Consider the following 24376-nt stretch of genomic DNA (forward strand, 5'->3'; position numbering starts at 1 on the left):
GATATTTCTCCGATTGTTTTATTTTTCATATCATTGATTCTAGAAGATTTTCAGAACAGGTTTAGACGCAGTTTATACAGTGATTTGTTAAGAAATTTTAATATCGAGAATGATTTACATCGGATTTAGATCTAAAAAAAACATCTGGTATGCCATCCGGCAAATCAGCAGACTGACCAGAATCAAAAATAAAACCCGGATAAAGCCACTGCCATATTTAAATGCCAAACGCACCCCGACCAAGGAACCACAAATATTGACTATCGCCATCATTGCCCCGACCATAAACAGCACATTGCCACTGGGAATAAAAAAGCTTAAGGCGGCCAGGTTGGTGGTGAAATTAGCAATTTTCGATAAGGCCGATGCATGCAGGAAGTCGACGCTCAAATAGCGAATAAAAAAGAAAATAAAGAAACTACCGGTGCCCGGACCAAAGATACCATCATAAAAGCCTATCGCCAGACTGCCCAAAGCGGCCAGAATCAACATTTTCCGATTCAGTTTTTGTTCGGTATGCACCTGGCCAAACTGTTTTTTCATCAAGGTATAGATTGCGATCACGATCAACATGACCAGTACAAAAGGCTTAAGGATCTCGACTGGAATTAGCGTAACGCTGGCTGCACCAATAAAAGAACTGACAAAACTGCATAGTGCAATCACGCCCAAGAGCAACCAGGGCAGTTTTACCTGACGTAGATAGGAAAATGCCGCAGAAGCGGTGCCACAAATGGAAGCGAGTTTATTGGTGCCAAAGACCGTAGCAGGCTGTAAATGCGGTAAACTCCCCATAATTGCCGGGATCTGGATCAGACCACCACCACCCACGGCAGCATCAATCGCCCCTGCAAAAAATGCAAAGACAACCAGACTGATGATGATCTCTATTTCCATATCTTGACTCGATTAGAGGTTCAGGACGCGTTTGGGTACCAGACGTTTTTTGTCGGTAATTTCTGCCAGCCCCAGACATTTCTCGCCATCAAAAACCAGCACCTGTTCAGCTGCTTCATGTTCGATATTGCTTTCCATGCCGCGGCTAAAATATTCTGCGCGACCTTCGGGTACCTGCACTTTTGGAAAATGATCAACCGGTGCATAGGCCGGCAACAACAGTGCATCACGCTCTGCTTCGCTCAGGCTTTCCAGATATTCAATGGTATAACTCGGGATCAAATCAAAATGACCGGTTTTGATGCGGTGCAGATAAGTCAGATGGCCATAAGTTCCCAGTGCTTTGGCAATATCTTCACCCAATACCCGGATATAAGTCCCTTTAGAACAGGTAATATCCAGCGTGATACTGTTCTCCGTAAAGGATAAAAGCTCAATCGCTAAAATGGTAATCGGACGTGCTTCACGTTCAATCTCGATACCTTTGCGCGCCAGTTCGTATAAAGGACGGCCTTCTTTTTTCAAGGCAGAATACATTGGCGGCACTTGCTGGATATCACCCACAAATTGCGCCAGTGTTTCCTGAATCAAAGACTCGGATAATTCAGGAACCACTTTTTCCAAGAGCACCTCGCCTTCCACATCACCCGTGGTGGTGCTATGCCCCAAAAATACGGTCGTCTGATAACGCTTGACCGAATCTAATAAATAATGCGAAAACTTGGTCGCCTCCCCCAAACACACGGGCAATAAACCGGATGCCAGCGGATCCAGCGCACCGGTATGGCCGGCTTTTTGTGCACGGTACAACCAGCGGACTCTTTGTAATGCGGCATTAGAGCTGATACCCAAAGGCTTGTTGAGCAGGAAGACACCACTGAGATGACGGCGCTGAATTTTAGGAGATGATGCTTTCATGGCAAAAAATCAGACATTTTATAAATTGGCGCCATGGTAAAACCCTGCGAGATGATTTACAACTTTTCTATAGTCTCTAATGATTTTTATGGCATATTGAGCCGGCTTGAACATCTAAAAGCTTTAATATCTAAAAGCTTGAATATCTAAAAGCTTGAATATCTAAAAATAATGAAATAACGAGAAAATAGGTGCATAGGATATGCAGAAATATAAAATATGGATCATTCTGGCGTTGCTGGTGCTGTGTATTCTCACATTGATCTTATGGCTGTCTCCAAAAGAAAATACCCAGGCGGATACCGGGACAAAAATGCCTTTAACTGAAACTCAGGCAGAACAAACCGCACTCTTGGTCAATGGCCCTGCCAATGCAGCTTTCCCCAGTGCCAGCCAGCAAGATACCGAAATTAATTGTCAGATGCAGCTAGACGCCAGCAACCGTCTGATTGTGAATGAACAGACCCGCAACTGTTTTGAATATTTTATTACCCAGTTCGGTGAAAAAAATCTGCAGCAGATCCAGCAGGATTTTAAAGCCTATATTCGCCAGAATCATAAAGAGCCTGCACTCTCGCAAATTCTGGATTTATGGGATCGTTATCTCCAGTACCGTCAGGGCTTGGGCCAGCTCACTGCACCGGCCGGGCTAAATCAGGAAGATCCTGCCTATTATCGCAGTATCTATAACAGTACCCAGAATTTGCGCCAGCAATACTTTTCCAAGTATGAAATTGAGGGCTTGTTTGGCACAGAAGACGCCTATCATGAATATACCCTGGACCGGATGAGCGTACTGGCAGACAAAAGCTTAACGGAGACTGAAAAAGCGCAAAAGCTCAAAGCACTGTTTCAGCAGCTCCCGCAGGACTGGCAGGAAAATCTGGAACAACTGAATAAACTGGAAGATTTGCGCAAACTTACCGCAGATATTAAAGCTCGTGGCGGTTCCCGTGATGAAATCCGGCAAATGCGGATGAATCTGGTCGGTGCTGAAGCGACACAACGTCTGGAACAACTGGATGTACAACGTAGCGACTGGAAAAACCGGGTGACGGGCTATTTAGATGAACGGGATCAGATTACCCAGTCCGGCATGTCAGATACCGCCAAACAGCAAGCCATTGCCCAGCTTCGCAGCAAACATTTTAATACACCGCAAGAACAGCTGCGGGTAGAAACCTTTGAACAGGTTCATGATCAGGGAGCCAAGCTGCCCTTTGCTGACTAAGCCTAAAAGCCATCACCTGTTGATGGCTTTTTTATAAATGCCCTTTTGATAACTTTATATTTTTTCTCAAAATGATCTTTTATATTTGTTTCTAAATATTTCGAATTTACACAAAATAACTTAGATAAATTTCAATTATTTCAAAGACTTTTTATTTAAATACATCTGCAAATAAAACACATACTTACAATGTAAATTCCTCCTGTCCTGCATGTCCCCAAATGACATGGTTTTAGACCTCTGAAGTGAAAAAATACCGCTTCATTAAAAGAAAATTTGCTTAGCCACTGAAGGCCGAAACTGTATTTTCATCGTCTGATTTGTGGCTTGCGACACTCTACAAAAAGCAATGATTACTTGAATAAAGATAGAATTAAAAAAGGGACAGCTATGCATACTTTCAGCAAGACAGCCCAGTTACTGACTGTGGCTTTAGCGACTACTCTGGGATTCAGTTTTTCTGCACAGACTCAGGCTGCAGCGAGTGCAACACAAGTCATCGAAAAGAGCCGGTCTGACTATGCCAAGACCAAATATCCCATCCTGATGGTGCATGGCTGGCTAGGCTGGTCACGCATTGGCACCGATAGTATCGGGCTGGATTACTGGTATCAGATTCTGCCAGATATGGCACGTAATGGCTCAACCGTCTTTGCGGCACAATTGTCTCCAGCAAATACAACGGCGCATCGCGGTGAACAACTAGTTCATCAGGTTGAAGAGGTTGTGGCAATTACCGGCAAGAAAAAACTGAATTTGATTGGTCACTCTCATGGCGGACCAACAGTGCTGTATGTTGCAGCGACCCAGCCGCAGTATATCGCCTCTATTACTGGCGTTGCAGGAACCTACCATGGCTCCAAAGTGGCAGATGATATTCAGAACAATAGCCTGACGCGTACCGCCTTTAACATTTTAGGTGATTATATTATTGGTCCATTGATTGCACTGGGTCAGTTTAAGCCTGAACTGGAAATTGATTTTGATGCTTCCATGAAATCCCTGACCCAGACCGGCTCAAATACTTTTAATGCCACAGTGGCACAACAGGTAGTCAAAGATGGCGTGTTGGCGTCCACAGAAAACTGCAATAAAAATTTAAAACAGAAAGACAGTAAAGGTATTCATTATTATTCATGGACGGGTGTGGCCCAAGCCACCAATGCCCTGGATATTGATACGATCCTGATGCAGCTCGGCCCTTTATCTTATGGCAGTAAAGACAATGATGGCATGGTTTCACGTTGTAGTGCGTTCATGGGCAAGGTGATTCATGACCAGTACAAACTCAATCATACGGACCTGGCCAATATGATGTTTGGTCTGAAAGGCGTGTTTGCACCCGATCCGATCGCCCTCTATCGCCAGCATGCCAACCGACTCAAATTAGAAGGTTTATAACGCCAGGGTGCCTATATTTCAGCTGAAATATAGGCTTTTTTCTAGTTCTTTTCATTTGATCTATCAGTGACCGGGAAGCTGCAATGAAAAAAATAATCTATCACTTGAACCTTTTACTGCTGGTTTCCATCTTGACTGGCCCTGTGCAAGCCTCGGCATTACAGGAATATAAAAGCAATTTTGTCCTCTCGAGTTATGCCAAGACAAAATATCCGATGGTCTTTGTTCATGGTTTTGGTCTGGGTTTTAACCGGATTGGAACGGAGAGCATCGGTCTGGATTACTGGTATCAGATTCCCCAAGACCTGAGCCGGCATGGTGCACGGGTATTTTCTGCCGAATTGTCTGCTGTTGCGTCCAATGAACTCCGCGGTGAACAGCTCTTGATGCAAATTGATGAAGTACTGGCATTAACTGGTCAGAAGAAAGTCAATCTGATTGGGCATAGCCAAGGTGGCCCAACGATTCAATATATCGAGGGCGTTGCGCCACATAAAGCTGCCTCCTTAACCGCTATTGCGGGCGCTATGCAAGGCACACCAGTTTTTGTCAATGCCAGCCAGACACTCCTCCTTGCACCCTTTATCCATGCCATCGGTACAATTCTGGGACATAGCATGAATCTGGTTACAGCTAACCAGTATCCGGTCAGTATGATCGAAGCACTGGAAGCCATGAATCCAGAGGCGATTCAGGCTTTCAATATGAAATATGGCTCCTCTGCCATTCCCAAAGACTGTCAGTCTCAGGGCAGCAAACTCACGCCAAATCGAATTTACCACTATTCCTGGATGGGCAACCGGCAGGCAACCAATTCCTTGGATGTAATTGAGTCTACAGTCGTGACTTTAGGTAGCAGTTTCTTGAAAGGAGAAGCCAATGATGGTGCTCTGCCGTTGTGTAGCGGACGTTATGGCCAAATCATTCGTCAGGATTATGCCCACAATCATTTTGATGAAGTAAACCAGTTTTTTGGTATTTTGGGCCCTTTCGCGCAGGATCCGATCGCACTCTATCGCCAACATGCCAACCGGCTCAAGCTGCAAGGCTTATAAATCACTCATCTTTATGAATAGATCTAATGGATTAATCAACAAATTTTGGAAAACCTAGTTCCTGTCAACTCGGGGAACTCTAAAGAACCGGATGAGGATCATCCCGTTAAAACAACACAAGTGAGGAAAATATAATGAAATTCGGAATATTAATCACTGGCCTGCTGCTGGCGGGTACATGTCTCAGCACCCAGGCATCCACCCAGGCCAGTCAGGTCACAGCAAAAGCTAGTTCACAATATGCCAAGACCCAATATCCGATTGTCTTTGCACATGGTATGGCGGGTTTCATCCGGATCGGTACTGACCAGTTTGGACTGGATTACTGGTATCAGATTTTACCGGATCTGGCGCGTAATGGCGGTAATGTCTGGGCAACACGTGTCTCGCCTTTTAACTCATCGGAAATTCGGGGTGAGCAACTTTTAGAGCAGGTAAATGAAATTCTGGCCATTACCGGTGCAAAGAAAGTCAATCTGATCGGTCATTCCCATGGCGGCCCGACCATTCGTTATGTCGCAGGTGCAGGGAATGGAATAGTCGCTTCCCTGACTTCTGTCGGTGCTCCGCATAAGGGCTCCCCGGTTGGAGACCTGATCCTGCAAGCAGAAGGTACACCGATACAAGGGCCTTTAGTCGGTGGTATCAACCTGGTGTCTAAGGCCATCACCTGGGCACAAGGGTTGGATCCGAACAGTTTCCCGCATGATTCTCTGGCCGGTGGTAGCAGCCTGACCCTGGCAGGATCCGCTCAATTCAACCAGAAATATCCGCTCGGTATGCCAACCACCGCCTGCGGTGAAGGTAAGGAAAAAGACGGTGATATTCGTCATTATTCATTTACCGGTATAGGTCAAGTCACCAATCCGCTCGATCCTGATTCAGCCTTGACAGTTACAGCTCTACTCATTGATGGCGGCAAGGAAAATGATGGTCTGGTCTCCCGCTGTAGTGCCAAATTCGGTAAAACCATTCGGGATAACTACAACTGGAACCATCTGGATGAAGTGAACCAGTTCCTCGGATTAAAAAATATCTTTGCTCCAGACCCAGTCGATGTTTATCGCCAGCATGCCAACCGGCTCAAATTGCAAGGCCTGTAATTCAATCTCATCCCTGTCATCCCAATGCACAGGGATTTTCTAATTTTTAAACCGCCAAAATGGAACTTTATGAAAATTAGAACGCATTTTATAACCTTATGCTGCGTGTTATTTGCGGGCCAATATGTGCAGGCTTCCAATTTGCAGCAAGCAGAATCCAGATTTGTCGTGTCCAATTATGCAAAAACACAATACCCGATTGTATTTGCACATGGCATGGTCGGCTTTAATCGAATTGGTTTTGATGCCTTAGGCATGGATTATTGGTATCAAATTTTGCCAGATTTAGCCCGTAACGGTTCAACTGCCTTTGCCACCCGCATCTCACCTTTCAATTCCAGCGAAATCAGAGGTGAACAATATGTGGAGCAACTGAAAGAAGTCATGGCAATCACCGGCGCCAAAAAACTGAATTTAATTGGTCATAGTCATGATACGCATAGCGTGCGTTATGCAGCCGGGGTGATGCCGCAACATGTAGCCTCAGTGATGACTGTGGGCGGCGCCAATCAAGGGACGATTGTCGCCTCTGATGTTATGCGACTTGCCAATCAGACCGGAACATCTGAACTGCTCAATACCCTGATCAGCAGTTTTGGTAACGTCATCATGTGGGCACAAGGCTTAGACGGTCAAGCTTTCCCGCACAATGCCCTTGCAGCAGGACACAGCACGTCGATTGAAGGCACAGCCGAATTTAACCAACGCTTTAAACTCGGGCTTTCGCTGAGTCCATGTGGTGAGGGAAAATATAAAGACCAAGACATTGCGCTGTATTCAATGACGGGCAATCAACCCGTGACCAATCCCCTAGATGTCAGCGATGCCGCCATGAAAGCCTTGGATCTACTTTCTGCGAGCAAGGCTGGCGCAAATGATGGAATTGTGTCGGTATGTAGTGCCAAATTTGGTAAAACGATTCGTGATGATTACCCGTGGAATCATCTGGATGAAATCAACTTGTTGTTTGGCATTAAAGGTACCTTTGCGCCTGATCCAGTTGCTGCCTATCGTCAGCATGCCAACCGTTTAAAACTGCAAGGTTTATAAAACCACCCAAGCCTCTATTCATCCAGAGGCTTTTCTATCTTATTTTTCGCTAATTTTTTTCTTAAAATTTACTTGTTAATCATGATCAAACTGCATATAAAATATTCATCAAATATAAAAAAATAAGTGTGAAATAAAATAAATGCAGATACGTTCTATAGAAATCAAAAACAAATTTAAAAGAACCTGCCCCTGCTGCAAACGAAAAGTCATTAATCCTTTTCAATTTAAAAAATATGAGCCTTATTATTGCCCCTCTTGTCATCGACATATTATCGCAAATGTATGGATCAGTATTTTACTGGTTATCACACAATGTTTTATTTGCATTCAACTTTTTAATGCAGGAGTCCAGTCTTGGGGATATTTTGTATTATTCCTGATGTTTATTCATAAAATTTTCTTGGATATTTTAGATGCTATGATCTTGCCTTTGCAGGAACATTTCGAATAAATCTACATAAAAATTAGGCATAAAAAATGCGCCCAAAGGCGCATTTTTTCACTCGTATAAAACTTAAAATTAAGCTTTAGTTTTACGAGCTGGTAATTTTTCACGAATACGTGCAGCTTTACCAGACAATTCACGTAGGTAGTAAAGTTTAGCACGACGAACGTCACCACGACGTTTCACTTCGATACCAGCAACGATTGGAGAGTGAGTTTGGAATACACGCTCAACGCCAACACCGCTAGAAATTTTACGTACTGTGAACGCAGAGTTCAAACCACGGTTTTTCTTAGCAATTACAACGCCTTCGAACGCCTGTAAACGCTCACGGTCGCCTTCTTTTACTTTAACTTGAACAATAACTGTATCACCTGGTGCAAAAGCAGGGATGTTTTGTTTCAATTGTGCGTTTTCAATTACTTGAACTAAAGGATGCTTACCGCTCATGGGGTATCTCCAATATATGCGAGTCAGAAGAGGTCTGATCATCGCTGGGTATAGAGGCTAAAGCGCATAGACCCGATTATCTTTCCCTTTATGGTTGACCATCTCAACCATAAAGAGCCTATTAAAGAATACTTAAATGATTTTAAGTACTTGCTTGAAGATAGAAATGATTACTCATTAATATCTTACAAATCTTTTAGCCATTTTTTCTGCTGCTTGGTCAGTTCGACTTTTTCCACCAACTCTGGGCGGCGTTCAAGTGTACGCTGATATCGCTGCAAAAACCGCCATTTTTCAATATTGGCATGATGCCCGGACTTTAACACCTCAGGCACATCCAAACCTTCAAAATGATCTGGCTTGGTATATTGTGGGCAGTCTAGAAGACCATCCACAAATGAGTCTTGCACGTGTGACTGTTCATCAGACATGGCACCCGGAATTCTCCGGATAATACTGTCCAATAAAACCATCGCAGGCAGTTCACCACCCGACAAGACGTAATCTCCAATTGACCATTCCTGATCAACATATTGCTGGATCAAACGTTCATCGACGCCTTCATAACGTCCGCACAGTACAATGATTCCATCATATTTGACAAAATCCTGTACCGCAGTTTCGCTTAAGGTCTTTCCTTGCGGTGACATATACACCACAGGAACCTGAACTGCACCCGCTTGCGTTGCAAGCTCTTTGGCATGCTGGATTGCTTTTGCCAGAGGCTCAGCCATCATCACCATACCCGGACCACCACCGAATGGACGTTCATCCACCCGTTTATAGTTGCCCGTCGCATAATCGCGAGGATTGATACAATGAATTTGCATCAACTCACGTTTTGCTGCGCGCCCGCTAATCCCATAGGCTGTAATCGCTTCAAACATTTCAGGAAAAAGCGTAATGACTGCAAAAAACATCGCAGACTCCCGTATTTCCGAAAAATTCTTAGTAGTCTACGCCCCAATTGACGTAGATACGACCAGCTTCAAGATCAACGCGTTGCACCACATCTTTATGCCATGGGATCATTCGCTCTTCGCCATCGATGCTGTCGGCAGTTGCGCGAACCACCATCACATCGTTAGCACCTGTCTCAAACAGCTCAAAAATTTGACCGAGATTGACTTCTTGCTCTTCATCGTCCAGACCTAACACAGTTAGACCTTTTAAATCAGACCAATAGTACTCATCTACGCCTGCTTGAGGCAGTTGCGATTTAGAGATCCAGACATTGGAGCCAACCAGTTCGTCTGCGCCAGTGCGATCACTCACACCTTTCAGCGAAACAACCAGTCCTTTACCATGTGGTTTCCAACGTTTTACATCGACAATTTGCCAACCTGCTTTGGTCTCAATGTACCAAGGCAGATAGTCAAATATGTTGCTCATAGGTTCTGTATTGGAATAGACCCAGAGCCACCCATTTAATCCATATGCTGAACGCAACTGTCCAATCTGAATACGATCTTCGGGAACATTCTGTGTTGGTGTCATGGGCAAGCTACTACCTAATTTATAGAAAAATTATGCAGCAACTGCAGCTTTTTTAGCTTGAGCAGCTAAAGAAGCAACACGATCAGAAGGTTGAGCACCTTGAGAAACCCAGTGAGCAAAACGTTCAGCATCTAAACGAAGTTTCTCTGCTTTACCTTGAGCTGTAGGGTTGAAGAAACCGATACGTTCGATGAAACGACCGTCACGTGCATTACGGCTATCAGTCACAATGATTTGATAGAACGGACGTTTTTTAGCACCACCGCGTGCAAGACGAATAACAACCATGATAGAACCTTATAGTTTTTACGGATTATCCTTGTACCGACCATCGATACAGCTCAAACCCCTTTCATAGAGGGCAGTATTTTACTTGAACTTTGCCCTGAATGAAAGATTAAAAGTGGGTTGGCTACAATTTTGAATTTAGCGACCGTCCCAGTTTGAATTTACTGCTAAAGCACTACCACAGGCACTGGCAGTTGCTGTTACTTTTGACCAGTAACGTTGACCAGTATCATCCAAACAACTTACCCCATCATTCTTCTGACTTCCTGTGGGTGAAGGTACAGCACTTAGCACCCAGCTTGTTGCTGCTGTATTAAAACTTAAATTAAGTGTATACAAACCATTTTGAGATAAAGGAGTAGCTGAAGGAAAGCCTAACTTAGTTAAATCAATCGCAGTTGTTGCATTAATCTTATAGTTAAAATTAGTTGACTTGTATTGTTGCAATCTACTTGCTATGTCAATTAACTCGGCCTGTACCTCTGTACGCTTTGTCTTTCTTACATGCTCCTGATAAGAAGGAAGAGCTACTGCTGCAAGAATAGCAATAACCGCTACCACTAACATCAGTTCAATAAGAGTAAATCCTAACCGGTTTCTTACCATGTACTCACCCCTCCTGTGCCACACCCTGTATAAGATACATTTGCTCTAGTCTGATTTTTACACTGGATTCCTGTACTCGTCATAAGAAAGGTAAAATTATTCGGATCTTGGCTTTCTGCTTTAATAGCCCATCTTTGTCCGAGCGCATTAGTATTGGTTAAAAGTTTGGCACTCTCCGTTCCATCTCGAATTGAAATAATATATTTGACAGCAGTTCCAGTACTATTTAAAGGTAGGTTTAGCTGCGCGTTAGTTGTGCTATAACCAATTAAATTTCCACTATTATCTTTATACAAATAGCTAGGATCAAAACCTAAATAGCTGAAATTTTTACCTTTATGACGCTCCAACTGCTCTGCTAGCTTTTGTATTTCCTGCTGGGCCTGACCAGCGATTGCCTTTCGGGTATGAGTCTGATAGCTCGGGATTGCAATCGTGGCAAGAATAGCCACAATTGCAACCACCACCATTAATTCAATTAATGTAAATCCTTGTTGCGGCATACGCATAGTCCAATGATTATTGTGCATATTTTTCATACCAACGATTTGGAATAAAACGTAAGGAACCGCCTGTTTCCAGGAACTTTCCATTTGCTCCACATGCCGCACCTTTACATGGACTACAGTTAGGTCCTGAGCAAACATCATTTGGATCAGGTACCACCAGACTCCGTTTATTTGGATCATTATCTGTACTGCCCACATTTGGACTTACAATCCCTGATCCTAAATTATAAGTGTAATTCGCATCCTGCTTACATACACCTGTTGGCAAACATAAACGCTGTGTAAAACTATGCCCTTTTACCCCAGCACCACAACTTGAAGTAGTACCATTATTAGATGCGTCATATTGAGTAACATATAGACTACCCTCTAAAGCAATTGGAGTAGTTAGACCTTTAATAATGTTTGCTGCAGCTTCACTACCATCAAACTTTTTATTAAACACATAATACCAGCCTCCCCACCCACTAGTTTTATTTACTGTAGTTGAAGACGTAGCGTTATTGACATATCTCAGCTGGGTAGGGGCTGGACTGGTAGCGGAGCTACTAGCCAATGTTCTTGCTTCCATATTTGAAGTTGGATAACGTCCTTCAGCAGTACTTGGATAAGCATCATAATCATAGATCGCATAGGCAGCATCGTATTGTAAACCTAGAGGATCTTTCTTCTGTGCCGAATCTACTGTACCTACCAATGGCGAACTCTGATTACCAGACACAAAGGTAGCGACTACAATATTTCCGCCATAAATAGCATTACTACCTGCGCTATAGTGAGCCGTGAAGGCTGGCATCGTATAAAAACGCGGACTAGTACCATTATTTTGATGCAGATTTAAAATCCTGTTAGCTTGTGCAGTAAATGTCGTCGCACCATCATTCTTGAAATCCACCCTAAACGCTTGTCCCGCAAGATCACCAAAATATAAATGGTCAATCACCCCATCATTATTACGGTCTACAGTACGAATCTGACTTACAACACTATATTTTAAGTGATCATTAGTACTAGAGTCTGCATTCCATAATAGATCCCCGGTATCAGCATCAAACATATACACTCCTGCACCAATTTCTTTATTGGTTGAAGTGGCATTTTCCTGTTTGTAATTGTAGATTTCATATCCAGCATAACCCGTACGGATACCATTGACCTTCAAACCATCTCCATCAACTCCACCCGCATCGTACCCTCCTCCGACAATCATGACGAGTTTACGTTTGCCTTGCCAGTTAATATAGCCAAGGCTTGGTTTAGACCAGCTCTGGCCCATTTTACTTAATGCACTAAAAGACTTACCGGCAGGATTTTTTTGCGAATATACTTTGCCTGCGCTTGGATCAATATGGAATTTAATTTTTGGACTATTAATATCGGTTAGATCTAGGGCGTAATAACTACGTCCACCCATTCTCATTCCGCCATATACCCACTGCTTACCGCTCAGGTCCTCAGTTTTACCATCCAAGTCAGTACGAGAAGTTCCTTTTACAGTTAGAGTCCCATCACTTTTACTGACATAGATTGTGTGAGCAGTCCATTCGCCATCCATACCATAATAAAGAGCATCTTTCCCTCCCGCCAGATTTCCTCCTTCATTTTTGAAAGTTTCTGACTGACCTTCAATAATTTCTTTAGGAACAAAAGAAAATTTTTCTACCCCAGTCTCTGCATTTACAATATGGATCAAACCTTGAGTTGTCCCGAATAGCACATAATCTTCACGATTTGTACTACCAATACTGATTTTACCTGTATTGTTGTCTTTCTCAGCTACTGCCTTACCCTGCTGAGTAATCAGGATAGGTTTAGAATGCAGAATGCTTCCCATTTGTCTTACTGTAGCCGAATAGGTAGAAAGATCGAGATCAGTTGTAGAAATATCACTTGGAATATTGAAACCGAGCAAGCTCATTAAAGCTCTTGAATAAGTACCATCTGTTTTAGTCTTCGCATTAGTTGTATAAGTATGATCAATTTTGACTAGATCTAAATTACGAGAAACTTGCTCAGCTACAGGTTTAGTTCCATCATAACTATAGTCAGTTAAGAGAGTTCTCGCAGTTACTGAATTACCCGTTGTATTAGTACCAAGCCCTAAAGGAAGCTGACTTAAAGCTCCGCCTTTTTTAAATATTGGTGCATTTTCTGGATAACTCATCCCAGCTTTGGCCCAGATATCAGCTAAATCTTGCAATTTACTTTTTTTCACCACCACAGTTAAATCGCTAGGCGTTTTACTTGCATAAACTCCATTATTCACTACGTGGAACTTTTTCAAATTACCAAACCAGATTTGCTGACGCTCTACTGGATTTACTTTTGGCTCAAACTGTGGGAAGTAAGAATAAGGCTGTACAATTGCAGGGTTCAAATCATCTAATGGAATCGTTGATGACCCGGTACTCATAGATGGAATATCTTTATTCAATTCCTCAACGAACTTATTAATACTGTCTGAAATATCTTTAGAGTTAGAACCAGCTTTCCAGCCACCGCCACCCAGTACCCCCCAATCTTTTGCATCTTGTACGTCTGGGTTACTATCCCCATTGAAATCGCTACCAAACCCTACAACAGCAGTTTTAATTTTTAAACCGACAGGATTTTTTGCAGGATCTAGTAACGCTTGTGCATATCTACCGACACATGCCCAACCATTGTTACTGCTACCATATGGACCACGGTTACCTAAAGGGCTTAGACTACAATCAAATTGGGCTGACTGACTTCCTAATGTTGTATTCATAGCATTATATATATTAGTAGAATTCCCTCCAGGTGATGGTTCTCCATCTGTTAAAAAGTAAATTCCTTGTCCACTACACTCACGTTTTTCTGGATTATTAACTTGACCACTAATGGATTGAGGTGCCAAATAAGTTCGAGTTTTAGTTGTATCTTTAGCATCTACAACAGATAAATTAAATCCACTATAAGTATTATTATTTAAGGTAGGTTGCCCCATTAAATATGCAGCAGCTTCAGCATATGCATATGGTGTTGGTGTTCCTCCACTAGCTTTCAAATCTTTGATTGTAGAAAGGAGTAAATCTCGCTGTGTAATATTTTTTGTCACCCAAGTTTGTTTTTCAACTGTTCTTGTTTTGGTCACATTTTCATAAACTGGAACTTCAGTTGTTCCAGTTTGGTCTTTTTCGTAAAAAATTTTACAATTATCACCTTGGGTACAGGATTTGAATGGAAGCTTATCATTAAAATTAGTTGGCATGTCTTTTGAAGGAGCAGACCATGAACTACAAGCATACGGAGAAGTAGAATCCCAAGCATTCTTACAAGCTTGATAATAGGTTACAGGAACATCTCTTGTACAAGTAAAAATTAGGTAACATCTATAGGATTCTTTTTCTGTAACTGTATAACTAGCCCACCTTTCTTTATCAAAAGTATAGTTTTTTGTTGTTGTACCAACTTGAACCTTATCTATATATTCTTCTTCAACTAAAGTTGTCTCCAATACTTGGTAAGTACTTATAACTTCACTTAAAGGTCTTGCAGGTACTCGGATATAACCATTATCTCCAGCAAAGGTAGAAAGGCCTAGAACGATTTTATCACTCACCCGAGGTACAGTAGGGGTGCCCTGTAAAATTTCTCTTAACCCATCTTTTAACCGGGTTAAACGGTCATAGCATCGGTAACTACCATTAGGCTGTTTTTCACAACCCGTTTGAGGATCCTTGACTTTAGAACTAGCTGCACTAGCAGAAACTGCACAATAGTAACGTGAGTATAAAGGAGTCGTTGTTGTATCCTCTACTACATTATTTCTTGAGCCCACACATACACCATAATCATCCTGAATACTCATGGACGTATTACTGTATCCTACCCCATATCCCATACTGCCTGATAAATCGAGCATCAACATTAATGTAGTACTGCCTACACTATCTTCAGGCACCTTATAAATTTCAATATCACTTGCATAACTCATAGGGAGCGCAGCACATAATAAAGCAGTTAATACTGTAGAGATTCCCGCTACTTTAAATTTAGAGACAATCGTTTTTCGGAAAAATGGTGTCATATTCACTTGTTTTTTTATATATTTCATCATTAGCATTCCTTTACGATGTTCCTTTTACAGGTCTTAGGGTGTATTGCATTTCCTGATCGCTATAAGGCACATTATGATCCTTTAAACACTCTGCTACCGTCTTATTGGCGGCCAAAGAATCATAAAAACTTGTGTAATTGGATAAGCAGTTTTGGATATCTGTTGCAGAGCTTTCACTTAAATTTGGAATAATAGAAATAACGTTGACTGCCACTTTCTGGATCTGTTGAGTTTTTGATAGCTGGGCATCATCTCCTTCCAATAAATGTTCCCAATCCAGACCAGAACTATCCGCTCGAATGCCCACTCGCGTCATTACTGCTGAACGGCCACTAATGAAGTCTGATTTACGAGAAATTTTGCAAAAGCCGATATTTCCCAGTTGAGAATTTTTAATTTGACTACCTTCCCAATAGACAGCACTTGCATTCCGACTCCCCTCCAGAGTATTCGCATCCCCCCCACGAATACAGAATACAAGTTCTTTATCCTTATTTTCCGGTCTTAATACATAAGCCAGCATTCCATCCCCAATCCTCATATTGGTTAGCGCAAAATCATCAGAAGTCTGATTTTCCAAGCTAAAAAATATGGCATCAGAGGCTTGCTGAAGCAGGGCCTGTGCCTGCGTATTCGTAGCAATATTTAAGGAGGTTAAGCTTCCTCTGATTGCCCAGGTTCCCACTAAAGTTAATAGGATGAGCATAACCAGAACTACAATTAAAGTAGCTCCTCGCTGTATAGATAAAGCTTTCATTGAGGATTCTCCTGAATACCAAATCCATTTCTCAGTGCTACTGTTTGGGTAACTACTTGCCTCATATACAAATTATTTTTATTGTCAGCAATTAAAGGCTTATTAATATCAAAAATTTGATAGTTTTTATTTGGGTCAACAGCACTATTATTCCCCACACTATCTGGTGAACGCACCAGCATCCCTAATTGAAGAGATACAATCTGAGGTTTAGTTGCCAAAGCTAAATAATTAGGAATACTAATGTAGCCAAAACGATCCAGTACCCCATCCTGGCCTGCAACTGCTGGTGATTTGGTAGCATCAACAGTGTCACTGGCGACACCTAATAAAATGTGTAAATGGTCGACTCGAGGAATAATGACCTCACCGTTCCCATTTAAGTTATCAAGTTTAAGATCATTATCACCAGAATAGCTGGTAGCTTTACAGGCTAATGCTAAAGCAGCATTTGGATCATTATTTACCTTGCTATCTGCTCTTAAAAAATAACGTTCGACTACATATACATTTCTAGCAATTTCAGTACCTTCACAGTCATATTTATTATTAATAGTATTGCGATACTGGATCACCAGTTGATCGCTTTTTAATCCCTGTAAATTTGAAGGTCCGATATTTCCTGCTGTCATGAGGTTATTACTCGCATCAGCTCCAGTGATCTTAAACGTTGAATTGGTACTAAGATTAGCCCTATCTAAGACAATCCCCCCATGTAATATCGAGGGATCCATAATCGGTTTACCTGAGTTTAAATTCGCTAGACGTATATTGCGCAACATATATTCCAGGCCAAAACTGGCACTATTCTGCAAATTAGCTGCGCCTTGTTGTATAGCCATATTTTTTTGAGCGGTAATATAAAGTTGTATAGCTGCGGCTGTAATAAGTAATCCCAGCACAAGGGAAATCATAAGTTCGATAAGTGTAAAGCCAGATTGTGGTTTCATCCTTAATATGCCTCCATTACTAGGCATTGTGCGCCAGCTTTATATACTCCATTAGCCATACATGTAGAAATATCATCTTTTGTAATGGCTGTTTTTCCCCATGCAATATAAATACAGGTGCGACTGCTTCCTTCACACTGCTTCATCACAATCGTCTGCCCCAAACTTTCTGCCTTGCTTAAAATCTGTGTCGCATCATATTTGGCTATTTTTTGGCCATCACATGCAGGTACATAGGTAGAGCTACTTCCTAAACAGCCTGTTTCTGACTGTTTGGTGTTGATAGCAGTTACATAATGATTTAAAGCTAAACGATTAATGCGCATACGATCGGTCAAATCGCGAGCCACTGTCATGGCCATTGTTCGGTCAGTTGCTTCCGTCATCGCCTGAAGTGCACGGAGCTGCAATACCGAGAAACCGACTACTCCTACAGCTAAAATAAAAAGTGCTACCAATACTTCCATTAGTCCAACGCCATATTGTGATTTGATCATCAACATGCCCCTGCTTTATTTTCAATTTTTTCAATTACACCTGTTCTAGAAATACTGATTTCTTTTGAGGCAGCCAATTTCGTACTGCATACTGTAAAAACGAGTGGAACCACTTGATCAATTTTCTTAGGATTAGTAGTGTTATTTTCAGGTAGAAGTGGATTAAAGCTAGGATTATCAATTTGCTTGTTTCTTTTAGTGACTAAACCTATGGGCTGGAATACCACATCTGTCGTATCACTGGTAAGCCTTATATCACTATATTTAGAAGTCCAATGAAAAGTAGTTGCATCATTAGTGCCATTGTTAAATTTTATGGTTACCTGTTTACGCAGGGCGGCAGATTGAGCACGAGCTTGACCAAATAAATATGCAAGTTCTTTAGCAGTATTATTTAACTGTTGTTTTTTTATAGCATTTCCAAACGAAGGAGCAGCTATTCCTGCAATAATCGCCAATACCGCAATCGTCACCATCAGTTCAATTAAGGTAAATCCCTGGATTTTACGCATATTCCCCCTCCCCTAGGCCTTAGACTGACCCATGTAAACTATTACTTATTAAAATTACAATAACTACACACAACAGATAAAAGGTATAAAAAAACAGATAATTGCCAAAAAGCACTTATCTGTCAATTCATAAAAAACTCAGAATGTTAAATGCTTAACACTTTAGGCCTGAGTTACCGGAATACGTAACTCTTTAGGTAAACTAAAGGTAATATTTTCTTCTCGGCCATCCAACTCTTTGGGCGCTTGTGCACCCCAATCCTGCAAACGCTGAATCACCTGTTTGATCAGAATTTCCGGTGCAGAGGCGCCTGCTGTTACCCCAATCTGGGCATTTTCTGCAAACCACTCCTGTTTGAGTTGATCAGCATTATCCACCAGATAAGCAGCTTTCCCCATACGTTCAGCCAGTTCACGCAAACGGTTTGAATTAGAGGAATTGGGTGAACCCACAACAAGTACCACATCACAACGTTCTGCCAAGTCACGCACTGCATCCTGACGGTTCTGTGTAGCATAACAAATATCGTCTTTACGTGGACCTTGAATTAGCGGGAATTTTTGACGCAAGGCATCAATCACTTTCGCCGTATCGTCAATCGATAAGGTCGTTTGCGTGACAAAAGCGACTTTTTCAGGGTGATGCACGCTTAAGGCAGCGACATCTTCTTCATCTTCAACCAGATAAATCTCACCACCATTTTTCTTGTCATATTGCCCCATGGTGCCTTCAACTTCTGGATGGCCTTCATGACCAATCAGAATGGCCTCTACACCTTCACGGGCATATTTAGTCACTTCGATATGCACCTTGGTCACCAAGGGACAAGTCGCATCGAAGACTTTTAAACCACGACGCTCAGCTTCAAGCTGTACCGCTTTCGAAACCCCATGTGCGCTAAAAATCACAATATTGTTATCAGGGACTTCATCGAGTTCATCAACAAAAATTGCACCGCGCTGGCGTAAGTCATCTACGACAAATTTGTTGTGCACCACTTCATGACGCACATAAATCGGTGGGTTAAAGCATTCTAGGGCACGGTTCACGATCGCAATGGCACGATCTACACCAGCACAAAAACCACGTGGGTTGGCTAAAACAATTTCCATAGAATCCTCAATACTCACACCATTTTTAGCGGTTCAATTGAAATAAATGTAAACAATCGACTGACAACTATTTAGTTTAAAGCCGCTCTACTCTAAAATAGAGAAGATATTTTATCATATCAGGAAAAATATCATGTCGGGTCTCTTGTTTGTCGTTTCTGCAGCGTCTGGAACAGGCAAAACATCCCTTGTTAAAGCCCTACTTGAGCGTGTCAACAATCTTCACGTTTCTGTGTCACACACTACACGCGGTCAACGACCTGGCGAACTCGATGGCGTACACTATCATTTCTCAAATAAAGAAGATTTTTTAAATCTGGTCAATGAAGGCGGTTTTATCGAATACGCCGAAGTATTTGGTAATTACTACGGTACCGCGCAAGCCACAGTCAAAGAACAACTGGCCAAAGGTCATGATGTGCTACTGGAAATTGACTGGCAAGGTGCGCAACAGGTTCGTCGACTTTTTCCTGAATCTAAACAAATTTTTATCTTACCACCAAGCCAGTTCGACTTGCGTGAACGCCTGTCTAACCGTGGTACTGATGCGGTGGATGTGATTGAACATCGTCTAAGCTGCGCGGTAGAAGATATGCAGCAATATAGCAACTTTGACTATATCATTATTAATGACGACTTTAATAAGGCACTGCATGACCTGGAAGCGGTGATTATCGCCAATCGTCTGGTGCTTAGCCAGCAAGCCAACCGTCATGAAAAACTGATCCAAAAACTGATTACGCCAACTGAGCAGTGATTAAAACTTGAGTCTATAGACAAAGCCTTTTATACTGTGCAGTCTGTTAAAATTTATTATTCAAACGAGAATTCTTATGGCACGCGTCACCGTTGAAGATTGTTTAGACCATGTAGACAACCGCTTTGAGCTTGTACTAGTGGCAAGCAAGCGCGCGCGTCAATTGGCACGTCAAGGTATTGAACCAACTGTAGAATGGGACAATGACAAACCGACTGTTGTTGCTTTACGTGAAATCGCTTCAGGTCATGTATCAAAAGACATTTTGAAACAACGTGATCAAGACTATCAAACATCAAGCTTGGATCTTGCACTTTCTGCAAATAATCTAAACTTAGACGGTTTTTCTTTCCAATAAGAGATCGTCACTCAAAAAGCCTAGTTCTAAACTAGGCTTTTTTTGTTATGTGACTTTTATATTTATGCCAGAACGGTTATAACATAAGGGTTAGCTATCAAGTTTGTATTGGTTTTCTGCTCTGTAGCAGCAAAAAACCATCAAGCCAAGAAATTCACATTTCTAGAATGCTTTCACGTTTTATTTGTAAAAAATTCAGTTGAAAAGGTGTTTTATGCCAGGCCCACAGGTCAGTCAAGCCAAGCAGCAGTTAGAGATCATTATCGATGCGTATTTAAGTGAAAGCGATGTCGAACGTGTGCTTGCGGCCTGTGATTATGCAGATATGGCGCATGACGGGATTGTGCGTAAAAGTGGTGAACCCTATATTCTGCATCCGATTGCGGTCAGCTGTATCTTGGCGCATATGCGTTTGGACACTGAAACTTTAATGGCTGCCCTGCTGCATGATGTGATTGAAGATACTGAGTTCAACAAAGACGATATTAGCAAGATTTTTGGTTTTACCGTCGCTGAACTGGTCGATGGTGTCACCAAACTGAGTCATTCCAGCGATAAAGAATATAATAAAGCGGCTTCTTTCCGGAAAATCCTGCAAGCGACTCTACAAGATCCACGTGTCATTATCGTGAAACTGGCCGACCGTTATCACAACATGACCACTTTGGACGCACTGCGTCCCGACAAACGCGCGCGTATTGCCCGCGAAACCTTTGAAATTTTTGTTCCAATGGCACGTATTGTCGGTATGAACGAAATGGCCGATAACCTGGAACATCTTTGTTATCAGAATCTAGATCTGGATATGTATAACGATGTGCAGGCTGCCCTGCTGGAAACCAAGCCAAAACGCTGTGAATATCAGGCCAAATGGGAAAAGAACCTAACTGAACTGCTGCAACAGAATGCCATTCAAGGCCGGATTAAGAAGAAAAATAACAATATTGAGCTACTGCGCCACTTCGTTAAAAATGACATCGATCTACAAGAATTGACTCACAGCCATGCTTTTGAAATTATTTTACAGAGCATCGCGGACTGTGACCGACTGGCAGAAATTCTGACCCAAAGTTTTAAAATCCAGAGTTATGAAGATCATATCCGCCGCCCATTACCGGGAGGCAACCAGTCCTTAATGATGCGTTTGAAAGGCGAAAAGACGACCCTATCGCTTACCATTCAAACAGAACTCATGCGTAAAGCGGCACGTTTTGGTGTCGTGCTCGGTGAAAGTGCTCCTCAGGCCTGCCGCTCTGCGATTCAGGCCTCAATGCAGAATCTGAATGTACTGGTCGATGGTGAATGTGCCAAAACCACTTTCAGTGAACTACTGGACTATTTACATCAGGAAAAAATCTGGGTCTATACCCCACACGGTCATTTACATGAATTGCCGCAAGGCGCCACGGCGGTTGACTTTGCTTATGCCGCAAGTTTATTCCTAGGCAACCATGCCGTTGGTGCAAAAATTAACAATGAAACTAAGCCGCTTTCAACGCCTTTAGTGAGTGGTCAGGTAGTCGAAATTATTACCGATGTCCTCGCCACCCCGAATCCGGATTGGCTCAGTTTTATTAATACCCAGAAAGCCCGTCGTGCTATTCAGAATATTCTGCGCGATCAAGATCCAGATGAGCAACGTCTGGTCGGACAACAGGCACTCAATCGTGCACTGAAACTGTTCCATCGTTCCATTCGTGATCTGACCGAAGCAGACTGGAAGAACCTTTTGGAATGGCGCCATGTTTCCAGCAAGGAACAGCTGTTTGAACAGATTGCAGTCGGTGATTTATTACCGCAACTGGTGGCCAACCATTTATTTGCCCAAGATCAACATCAGAATATTGCCAGCTCAGACCGTCTGATTCAGGGAACGGAAGGTGTCGATGTCAAATATGCACATTGCTGTAATCCTGTGCTGGGTGATCCGATTCAGGGTCATTTGACCCGTCGCGGTTTAATTGTGCATCGTGCACGCTGTCACAACCTGCTGCATGAACAGCATCAGCATCCAGAAAATATCATGCTGTTACAGTGGACCTCGGATGATCTGGAAGATATCAGCTTTACTGCCTATCTTAGCATTGACCTGGATATGAATGACGAGCAGATTTCCGACCTGATTTACCAATGCCGTAAAGCGCATTCCGGGGTAGAAATGGTACGTACTCAGGATGACAAAACCTATGTCAATATCGTGGTGCATAACCGTAAACAGATTGCACAGATTATCCGGGATTTACGCATGTATTTCGGTTTCCCACGAATTATCCGTCTAGCTCAGCCCGTCGTTTTCAGTGAAGCTTCTAAAGCGAGTTGATCATTTAAAACGATAGTGCTTCTATCGGCCGAATTGATCGAATATGATGTATGTCGATGATAAAAGGAGAAATTAATGTCCCGCCAAGTAATCCATACTGAAAATGCCCCTGCTGCGATTGGCACTTATTCGCAAGCCATTTTAGTGGGTGATACCTTATATCTATCAGGTCAGATTGGCCTGGATCCTTATAGTATGGAGCTGGTTGAAGGCATTGAAGCTCAAATTCGCCGGGTGTTTGATAATTTAAAAGCAGTCTGCGAAGCTGCTGGTGGTTCTTTGGCAGATATCGCCAAACTGAATATTTTTCTGACCGATTTATCTCATTTTCAACTTGTGAACCAGATTATGGGCGAGTATTTTGCCCAGCCTTATCCAGCACGTGCCGCTTTAGGTGTCGCAAGCCTGCCTAAAGATGCCTTGGTTGAGATGGATGGTATTGTCATCATTAATCAATAAGTTATAAAAATCACTCAATCCCCGCCCTGCAATATCTCATTCTAAATCATGAATCGCTTTTGTGTGGAAATCCGAGCAGTACTCGGATTTCCGCTCAGATGATGCTTTTTTATCTAAATCATCAATCATGATAAAAGCTATTTCAAATGATTTTTATTGACAAACGATAACAATTATCAATAATATTACTTATCTTATTTAATCACTGTGGTTGTGTCCTATGTACGTTTGTCTATGCCGTGGCATTACAGATCAAGACATTAAAGATGCTATTGCAAATGGCGCTGAAAGTTATCGTGATGTCCGCGATATGTTGGACTTGGGAACTTGCTGTGGCCGCTGTGCACCAGAAGCTCGTATGATCATCAGTGATGAAGTTTCACAAATTGCAGCACGACTGGCCGTTGCAGCATAAATTAAAAATATTTCTCCTTATAAGCATAATGAAAAACAATGATCTTCGATCATTACTCCTCCCCCGCCTTTGACTCTGGCGGGTTTTTATTGCCACTCATCTGAGTCTGGATCGATTCGATGTCGATTTTCATTTGCTGTTCCATAAATTACTCGCCATTTGCCCCTGACTTGCTTTACTATCAGGATTAGAGCGCTTTCTTAGAAAGATAAAACAGGTCCAAATGGAGTTATGCGATGAAAGGCAATCGTGATGTGATTAATCAGCTCAATCAGGTGTTGTATCACCACTTAACTGCCATTAACCAGTATTTCCTGCATTCGCGCATGTTTAATGACTGGGGCATTGAGAAACTGGGCTCGGCAGAATATAAAGAATCCATTGTTCAGATGAAACATGCCGATAAAATTATTGAACGTATTTTATTTTTGGAAGGTCTGCCGAATTTACAGAATCTGGGCAAACTGTATATTGGTCAGCATACTCAAGAAGTGCTGCATTGTGATGTGCGCAAAGTTAAAGAAAATATTGAAGCCATCCAGAAAGCTGTGGCATTAGCTGAAACTCAAATGGATTATGTGACGCGTGATCTGGTTCAGGAAATTCTAGAGAAAGAAGAAAATTATCTGGATTGGACAACGACACAAATTGATCTGATCGAAAGCATTGGCATTGAAAACTATATTCAAAGTCAGCTCTAA

25 protein-coding genes are annotated in these 24376 nt (G+C 42.3%); 11 read left to right on the forward strand and 14 right to left on the reverse strand.

What is annotated here, in order from left to right; translation table 11 throughout:
• Nucleotides 1-114: 114 nt before the first annotated feature.
• Together ACP7BU_RS05450 and truB are read right to left on the reverse strand one after the other, a co-directional pair.
• Nucleotides 115-897 (reverse strand): sulfite exporter TauE/SafE family protein, encoded by a 783-nt coding sequence (locus tag ACP7BU_RS05450; protein ID WP_005108546.1) that lies wholly within the window; start codon nucleotides 895-897, stop codon nucleotides 115-117.
• Between the two features lie 12 nt (nucleotides 898-909).
• Entirely contained in the window at nucleotides 910-1815 is a 906-nt protein-coding gene (gene truB / locus ACP7BU_RS05455; RefSeq protein ID WP_219307445.1) for a tRNA pseudouridine(55) synthase TruB, read from the reverse strand.
• A gap of 202 nt (nucleotides 1816-2017) precedes the next feature.
• On the opposite strand from truB, the gene ACP7BU_RS05460 reads away from it, so the two are divergent.
• The 5 genes from ACP7BU_RS05460 (at nucleotide 2018) to ACP7BU_RS05480 (ending at nucleotide 7655) form a co-directional block, all read left to right on the forward strand.
• Nucleotides 2018-3046, forward strand: a complete 1029-nt coding sequence (locus ACP7BU_RS05460; protein ID WP_425879427.1) for a lipase secretion chaperone — start codon at nucleotides 2018-2020, stop codon at nucleotides 3044-3046.
• Nucleotides 3047-3436: 390 nt separating this feature from the next.
• On the forward strand, nucleotides 3437-4447 hold the full coding sequence (locus tag ACP7BU_RS05465; protein WP_425879425.1) for an esterase/lipase family protein: 1011 nt from the start codon (nucleotides 3437-3439) through the stop codon (nucleotides 4445-4447).
• Between the two features lie 83 nt (nucleotides 4448-4530).
• Nucleotides 4531-5502 (forward strand): esterase/lipase family protein, encoded by a 972-nt coding sequence (locus ACP7BU_RS05470; protein ID WP_425879423.1) that lies wholly within the window; start codon nucleotides 4531-4533, stop codon nucleotides 5500-5502.
• A 134-nt stretch (nucleotides 5503-5636) separates the two neighbouring features.
• Nucleotides 5637-6605: an esterase/lipase family protein gene (locus tag ACP7BU_RS05475; protein ID WP_044109069.1), complete on the forward strand. Its 969-nt coding sequence runs from the start codon at nucleotides 5637-5639 to the stop codon at nucleotides 6603-6605.
• 69 nt (nucleotides 6606-6674) lie between these two features.
• A complete protein-coding gene (locus ACP7BU_RS05480; RefSeq protein WP_425879420.1) occupies nucleotides 6675-7655 on the forward strand; it encodes an esterase/lipase family protein in 981 nt (326 codons plus the stop codon).
• Between the two features lie 523 nt (nucleotides 7656-8178).
• Here ACP7BU_RS05480 and rplS read toward each other — a convergent pair.
• The 12 genes from rplS to ispH form a co-directional block, all read right to left on the reverse strand.
• The gene (gene rplS / locus ACP7BU_RS05485) at nucleotides 8179-8553 is read right to left on the reverse strand and encodes a 50S ribosomal protein L19 (RefSeq protein WP_004281205.1); all 375 of its coding nucleotides are present in this window, start codon (nucleotides 8551-8553) and stop codon (nucleotides 8179-8181) included.
• A 185-nt stretch (nucleotides 8554-8738) separates the two neighbouring features.
• Nucleotides 8739-9473 (reverse strand): tRNA (guanosine(37)-N1)-methyltransferase TrmD, encoded by a 735-nt coding sequence (gene trmD / locus ACP7BU_RS05490; protein ID WP_425879418.1) that lies wholly within the window; start codon nucleotides 9471-9473, stop codon nucleotides 8739-8741.
• 28 nt (nucleotides 9474-9501) lie between these two features.
• A complete protein-coding gene (gene rimM, locus ACP7BU_RS05495) occupies nucleotides 9502-10050 on the reverse strand; it encodes a ribosome maturation factor RimM (protein ID WP_004281200.1) in 549 nt (182 codons plus the stop codon).
• 30 nt (nucleotides 10051-10080) lie between these two features.
• Nucleotides 10081-10338: a 30S ribosomal protein S16 gene (gene rpsP, locus ACP7BU_RS05500; RefSeq protein ID WP_085064356.1), complete on the reverse strand. Its 258-nt coding sequence runs from the start codon at nucleotides 10336-10338 to the stop codon at nucleotides 10081-10083.
• A gap of 138 nt (nucleotides 10339-10476) precedes the next feature.
• The gene (locus tag ACP7BU_RS05505; protein ID WP_224216230.1) at nucleotides 10477-10944 is read right to left on the reverse strand and encodes a type IV pilin protein; all 468 of its coding nucleotides are present in this window, start codon (nucleotides 10942-10944) and stop codon (nucleotides 10477-10479) included.
• Nucleotides 10938-11453, reverse strand: coding sequence for a type IV pilin protein (locus ACP7BU_RS05510; RefSeq protein WP_244782754.1), 516 nt, complete (start codon nucleotides 11451-11453; stop codon nucleotides 10938-10940). Before ACP7BU_RS05510 ends, ACP7BU_RS05505 begins: the two co-directional genes overlap by 7 nt.
• Nucleotides 11454-11463: 10 nt before the next feature.
• Nucleotides 11464-15537, reverse strand: coding sequence for a hypothetical protein (locus tag ACP7BU_RS05515; protein ID WP_425879415.1), 4074 nt, complete (start codon nucleotides 15535-15537; stop codon nucleotides 11464-11466).
• A gap of 10 nt (nucleotides 15538-15547) precedes the next feature.
• Nucleotides 15548-16294, reverse strand: coding sequence for a pilus assembly PilX family protein (locus ACP7BU_RS05520; protein ID WP_048881777.1), 747 nt, complete (start codon nucleotides 16292-16294; stop codon nucleotides 15548-15550).
• The gene (locus ACP7BU_RS05525; protein ID WP_053215401.1) at nucleotides 16291-17244 is read right to left on the reverse strand and encodes a PilW family protein; all 954 of its coding nucleotides are present in this window, start codon (nucleotides 17242-17244) and stop codon (nucleotides 16291-16293) included. The genes ACP7BU_RS05520 and ACP7BU_RS05525 overlap by 4 nt, the downstream gene beginning before the upstream one ends.
• 2 nt (nucleotides 17245-17246) lie before the next feature.
• The gene (gene pilV, locus ACP7BU_RS05530; protein WP_048881848.1) at nucleotides 17247-17741 is read right to left on the reverse strand and encodes a type IV pilus modification protein PilV; all 495 of its coding nucleotides are present in this window, start codon (nucleotides 17739-17741) and stop codon (nucleotides 17247-17249) included.
• Complete coding sequence (locus ACP7BU_RS05535; protein ID WP_425879412.1) at nucleotides 17741-18253, reverse strand: pilus assembly FimT family protein; 513 nt, start codon at nucleotides 18251-18253, stop codon at nucleotides 17741-17743. The genes pilV and ACP7BU_RS05535 overlap by 1 nt, the downstream gene beginning before the upstream one ends.
• A 162-nt stretch (nucleotides 18254-18415) precedes the next feature.
• On the reverse strand, nucleotides 18416-19366 hold the full coding sequence (ispH, locus tag ACP7BU_RS05540; protein ID WP_425879410.1) for a 4-hydroxy-3-methylbut-2-enyl diphosphate reductase: 951 nt from the start codon (nucleotides 19364-19366) through the stop codon (nucleotides 18416-18418).
• Between the two features lie 133 nt (nucleotides 19367-19499).
• On the opposite strand from ispH, the gene gmk reads away from it, so the two are divergent.
• The 6 genes from gmk to bfr all read left to right on the forward strand — a co-directional run bounded on the left by gmk (nucleotide 19500) and on the right by bfr (nucleotide 24376).
• Nucleotides 19500-20123: a guanylate kinase gene (gene gmk / locus ACP7BU_RS05545; RefSeq protein ID WP_004281187.1), complete on the forward strand. Its 624-nt coding sequence runs from the start codon at nucleotides 19500-19502 to the stop codon at nucleotides 20121-20123.
• A 76-nt stretch (nucleotides 20124-20199) separates the two neighbouring features.
• The gene (rpoZ, locus tag ACP7BU_RS05550) at nucleotides 20200-20481 is read left to right on the forward strand and encodes a DNA-directed RNA polymerase subunit omega (protein WP_004281186.1); all 282 of its coding nucleotides are present in this window, start codon (nucleotides 20200-20202) and stop codon (nucleotides 20479-20481) included.
• Between the two features lie 214 nt (nucleotides 20482-20695).
• Nucleotides 20696-22801, forward strand: a complete 2106-nt coding sequence (locus ACP7BU_RS05555) for a RelA/SpoT family protein (protein ID WP_425879407.1) — start codon at nucleotides 20696-20698, stop codon at nucleotides 22799-22801.
• A gap of 75 nt (nucleotides 22802-22876) precedes the next feature.
• Complete coding sequence (locus tag ACP7BU_RS05560) at nucleotides 22877-23260, forward strand: RidA family protein (RefSeq protein WP_004644973.1); 384 nt, start codon at nucleotides 22877-22879, stop codon at nucleotides 23258-23260.
• Between the two features lie 220 nt (nucleotides 23261-23480).
• Nucleotides 23481-23675, forward strand: coding sequence for a bacterioferritin-associated ferredoxin (locus ACP7BU_RS05565; protein ID WP_004644972.1), 195 nt, complete (start codon nucleotides 23481-23483; stop codon nucleotides 23673-23675).
• A 236-nt stretch (nucleotides 23676-23911) separates the two neighbouring features.
• On the forward strand, nucleotides 23912-24376 hold the full coding sequence (gene bfr / locus ACP7BU_RS05570; RefSeq protein WP_005101322.1) for a heteropolymeric bacterioferritin subunit Bfr: 465 nt from the start codon (nucleotides 23912-23914) through the stop codon (nucleotides 24374-24376).

Origin of the sequence: Acinetobacter sp. 40AMC3-4 (assembly GCF_049898185.1) — a bacterium.
In the GTDB taxonomy this organism is placed as follows: Bacteria; Pseudomonadota; Gammaproteobacteria; order Pseudomonadales; family Moraxellaceae; genus Acinetobacter.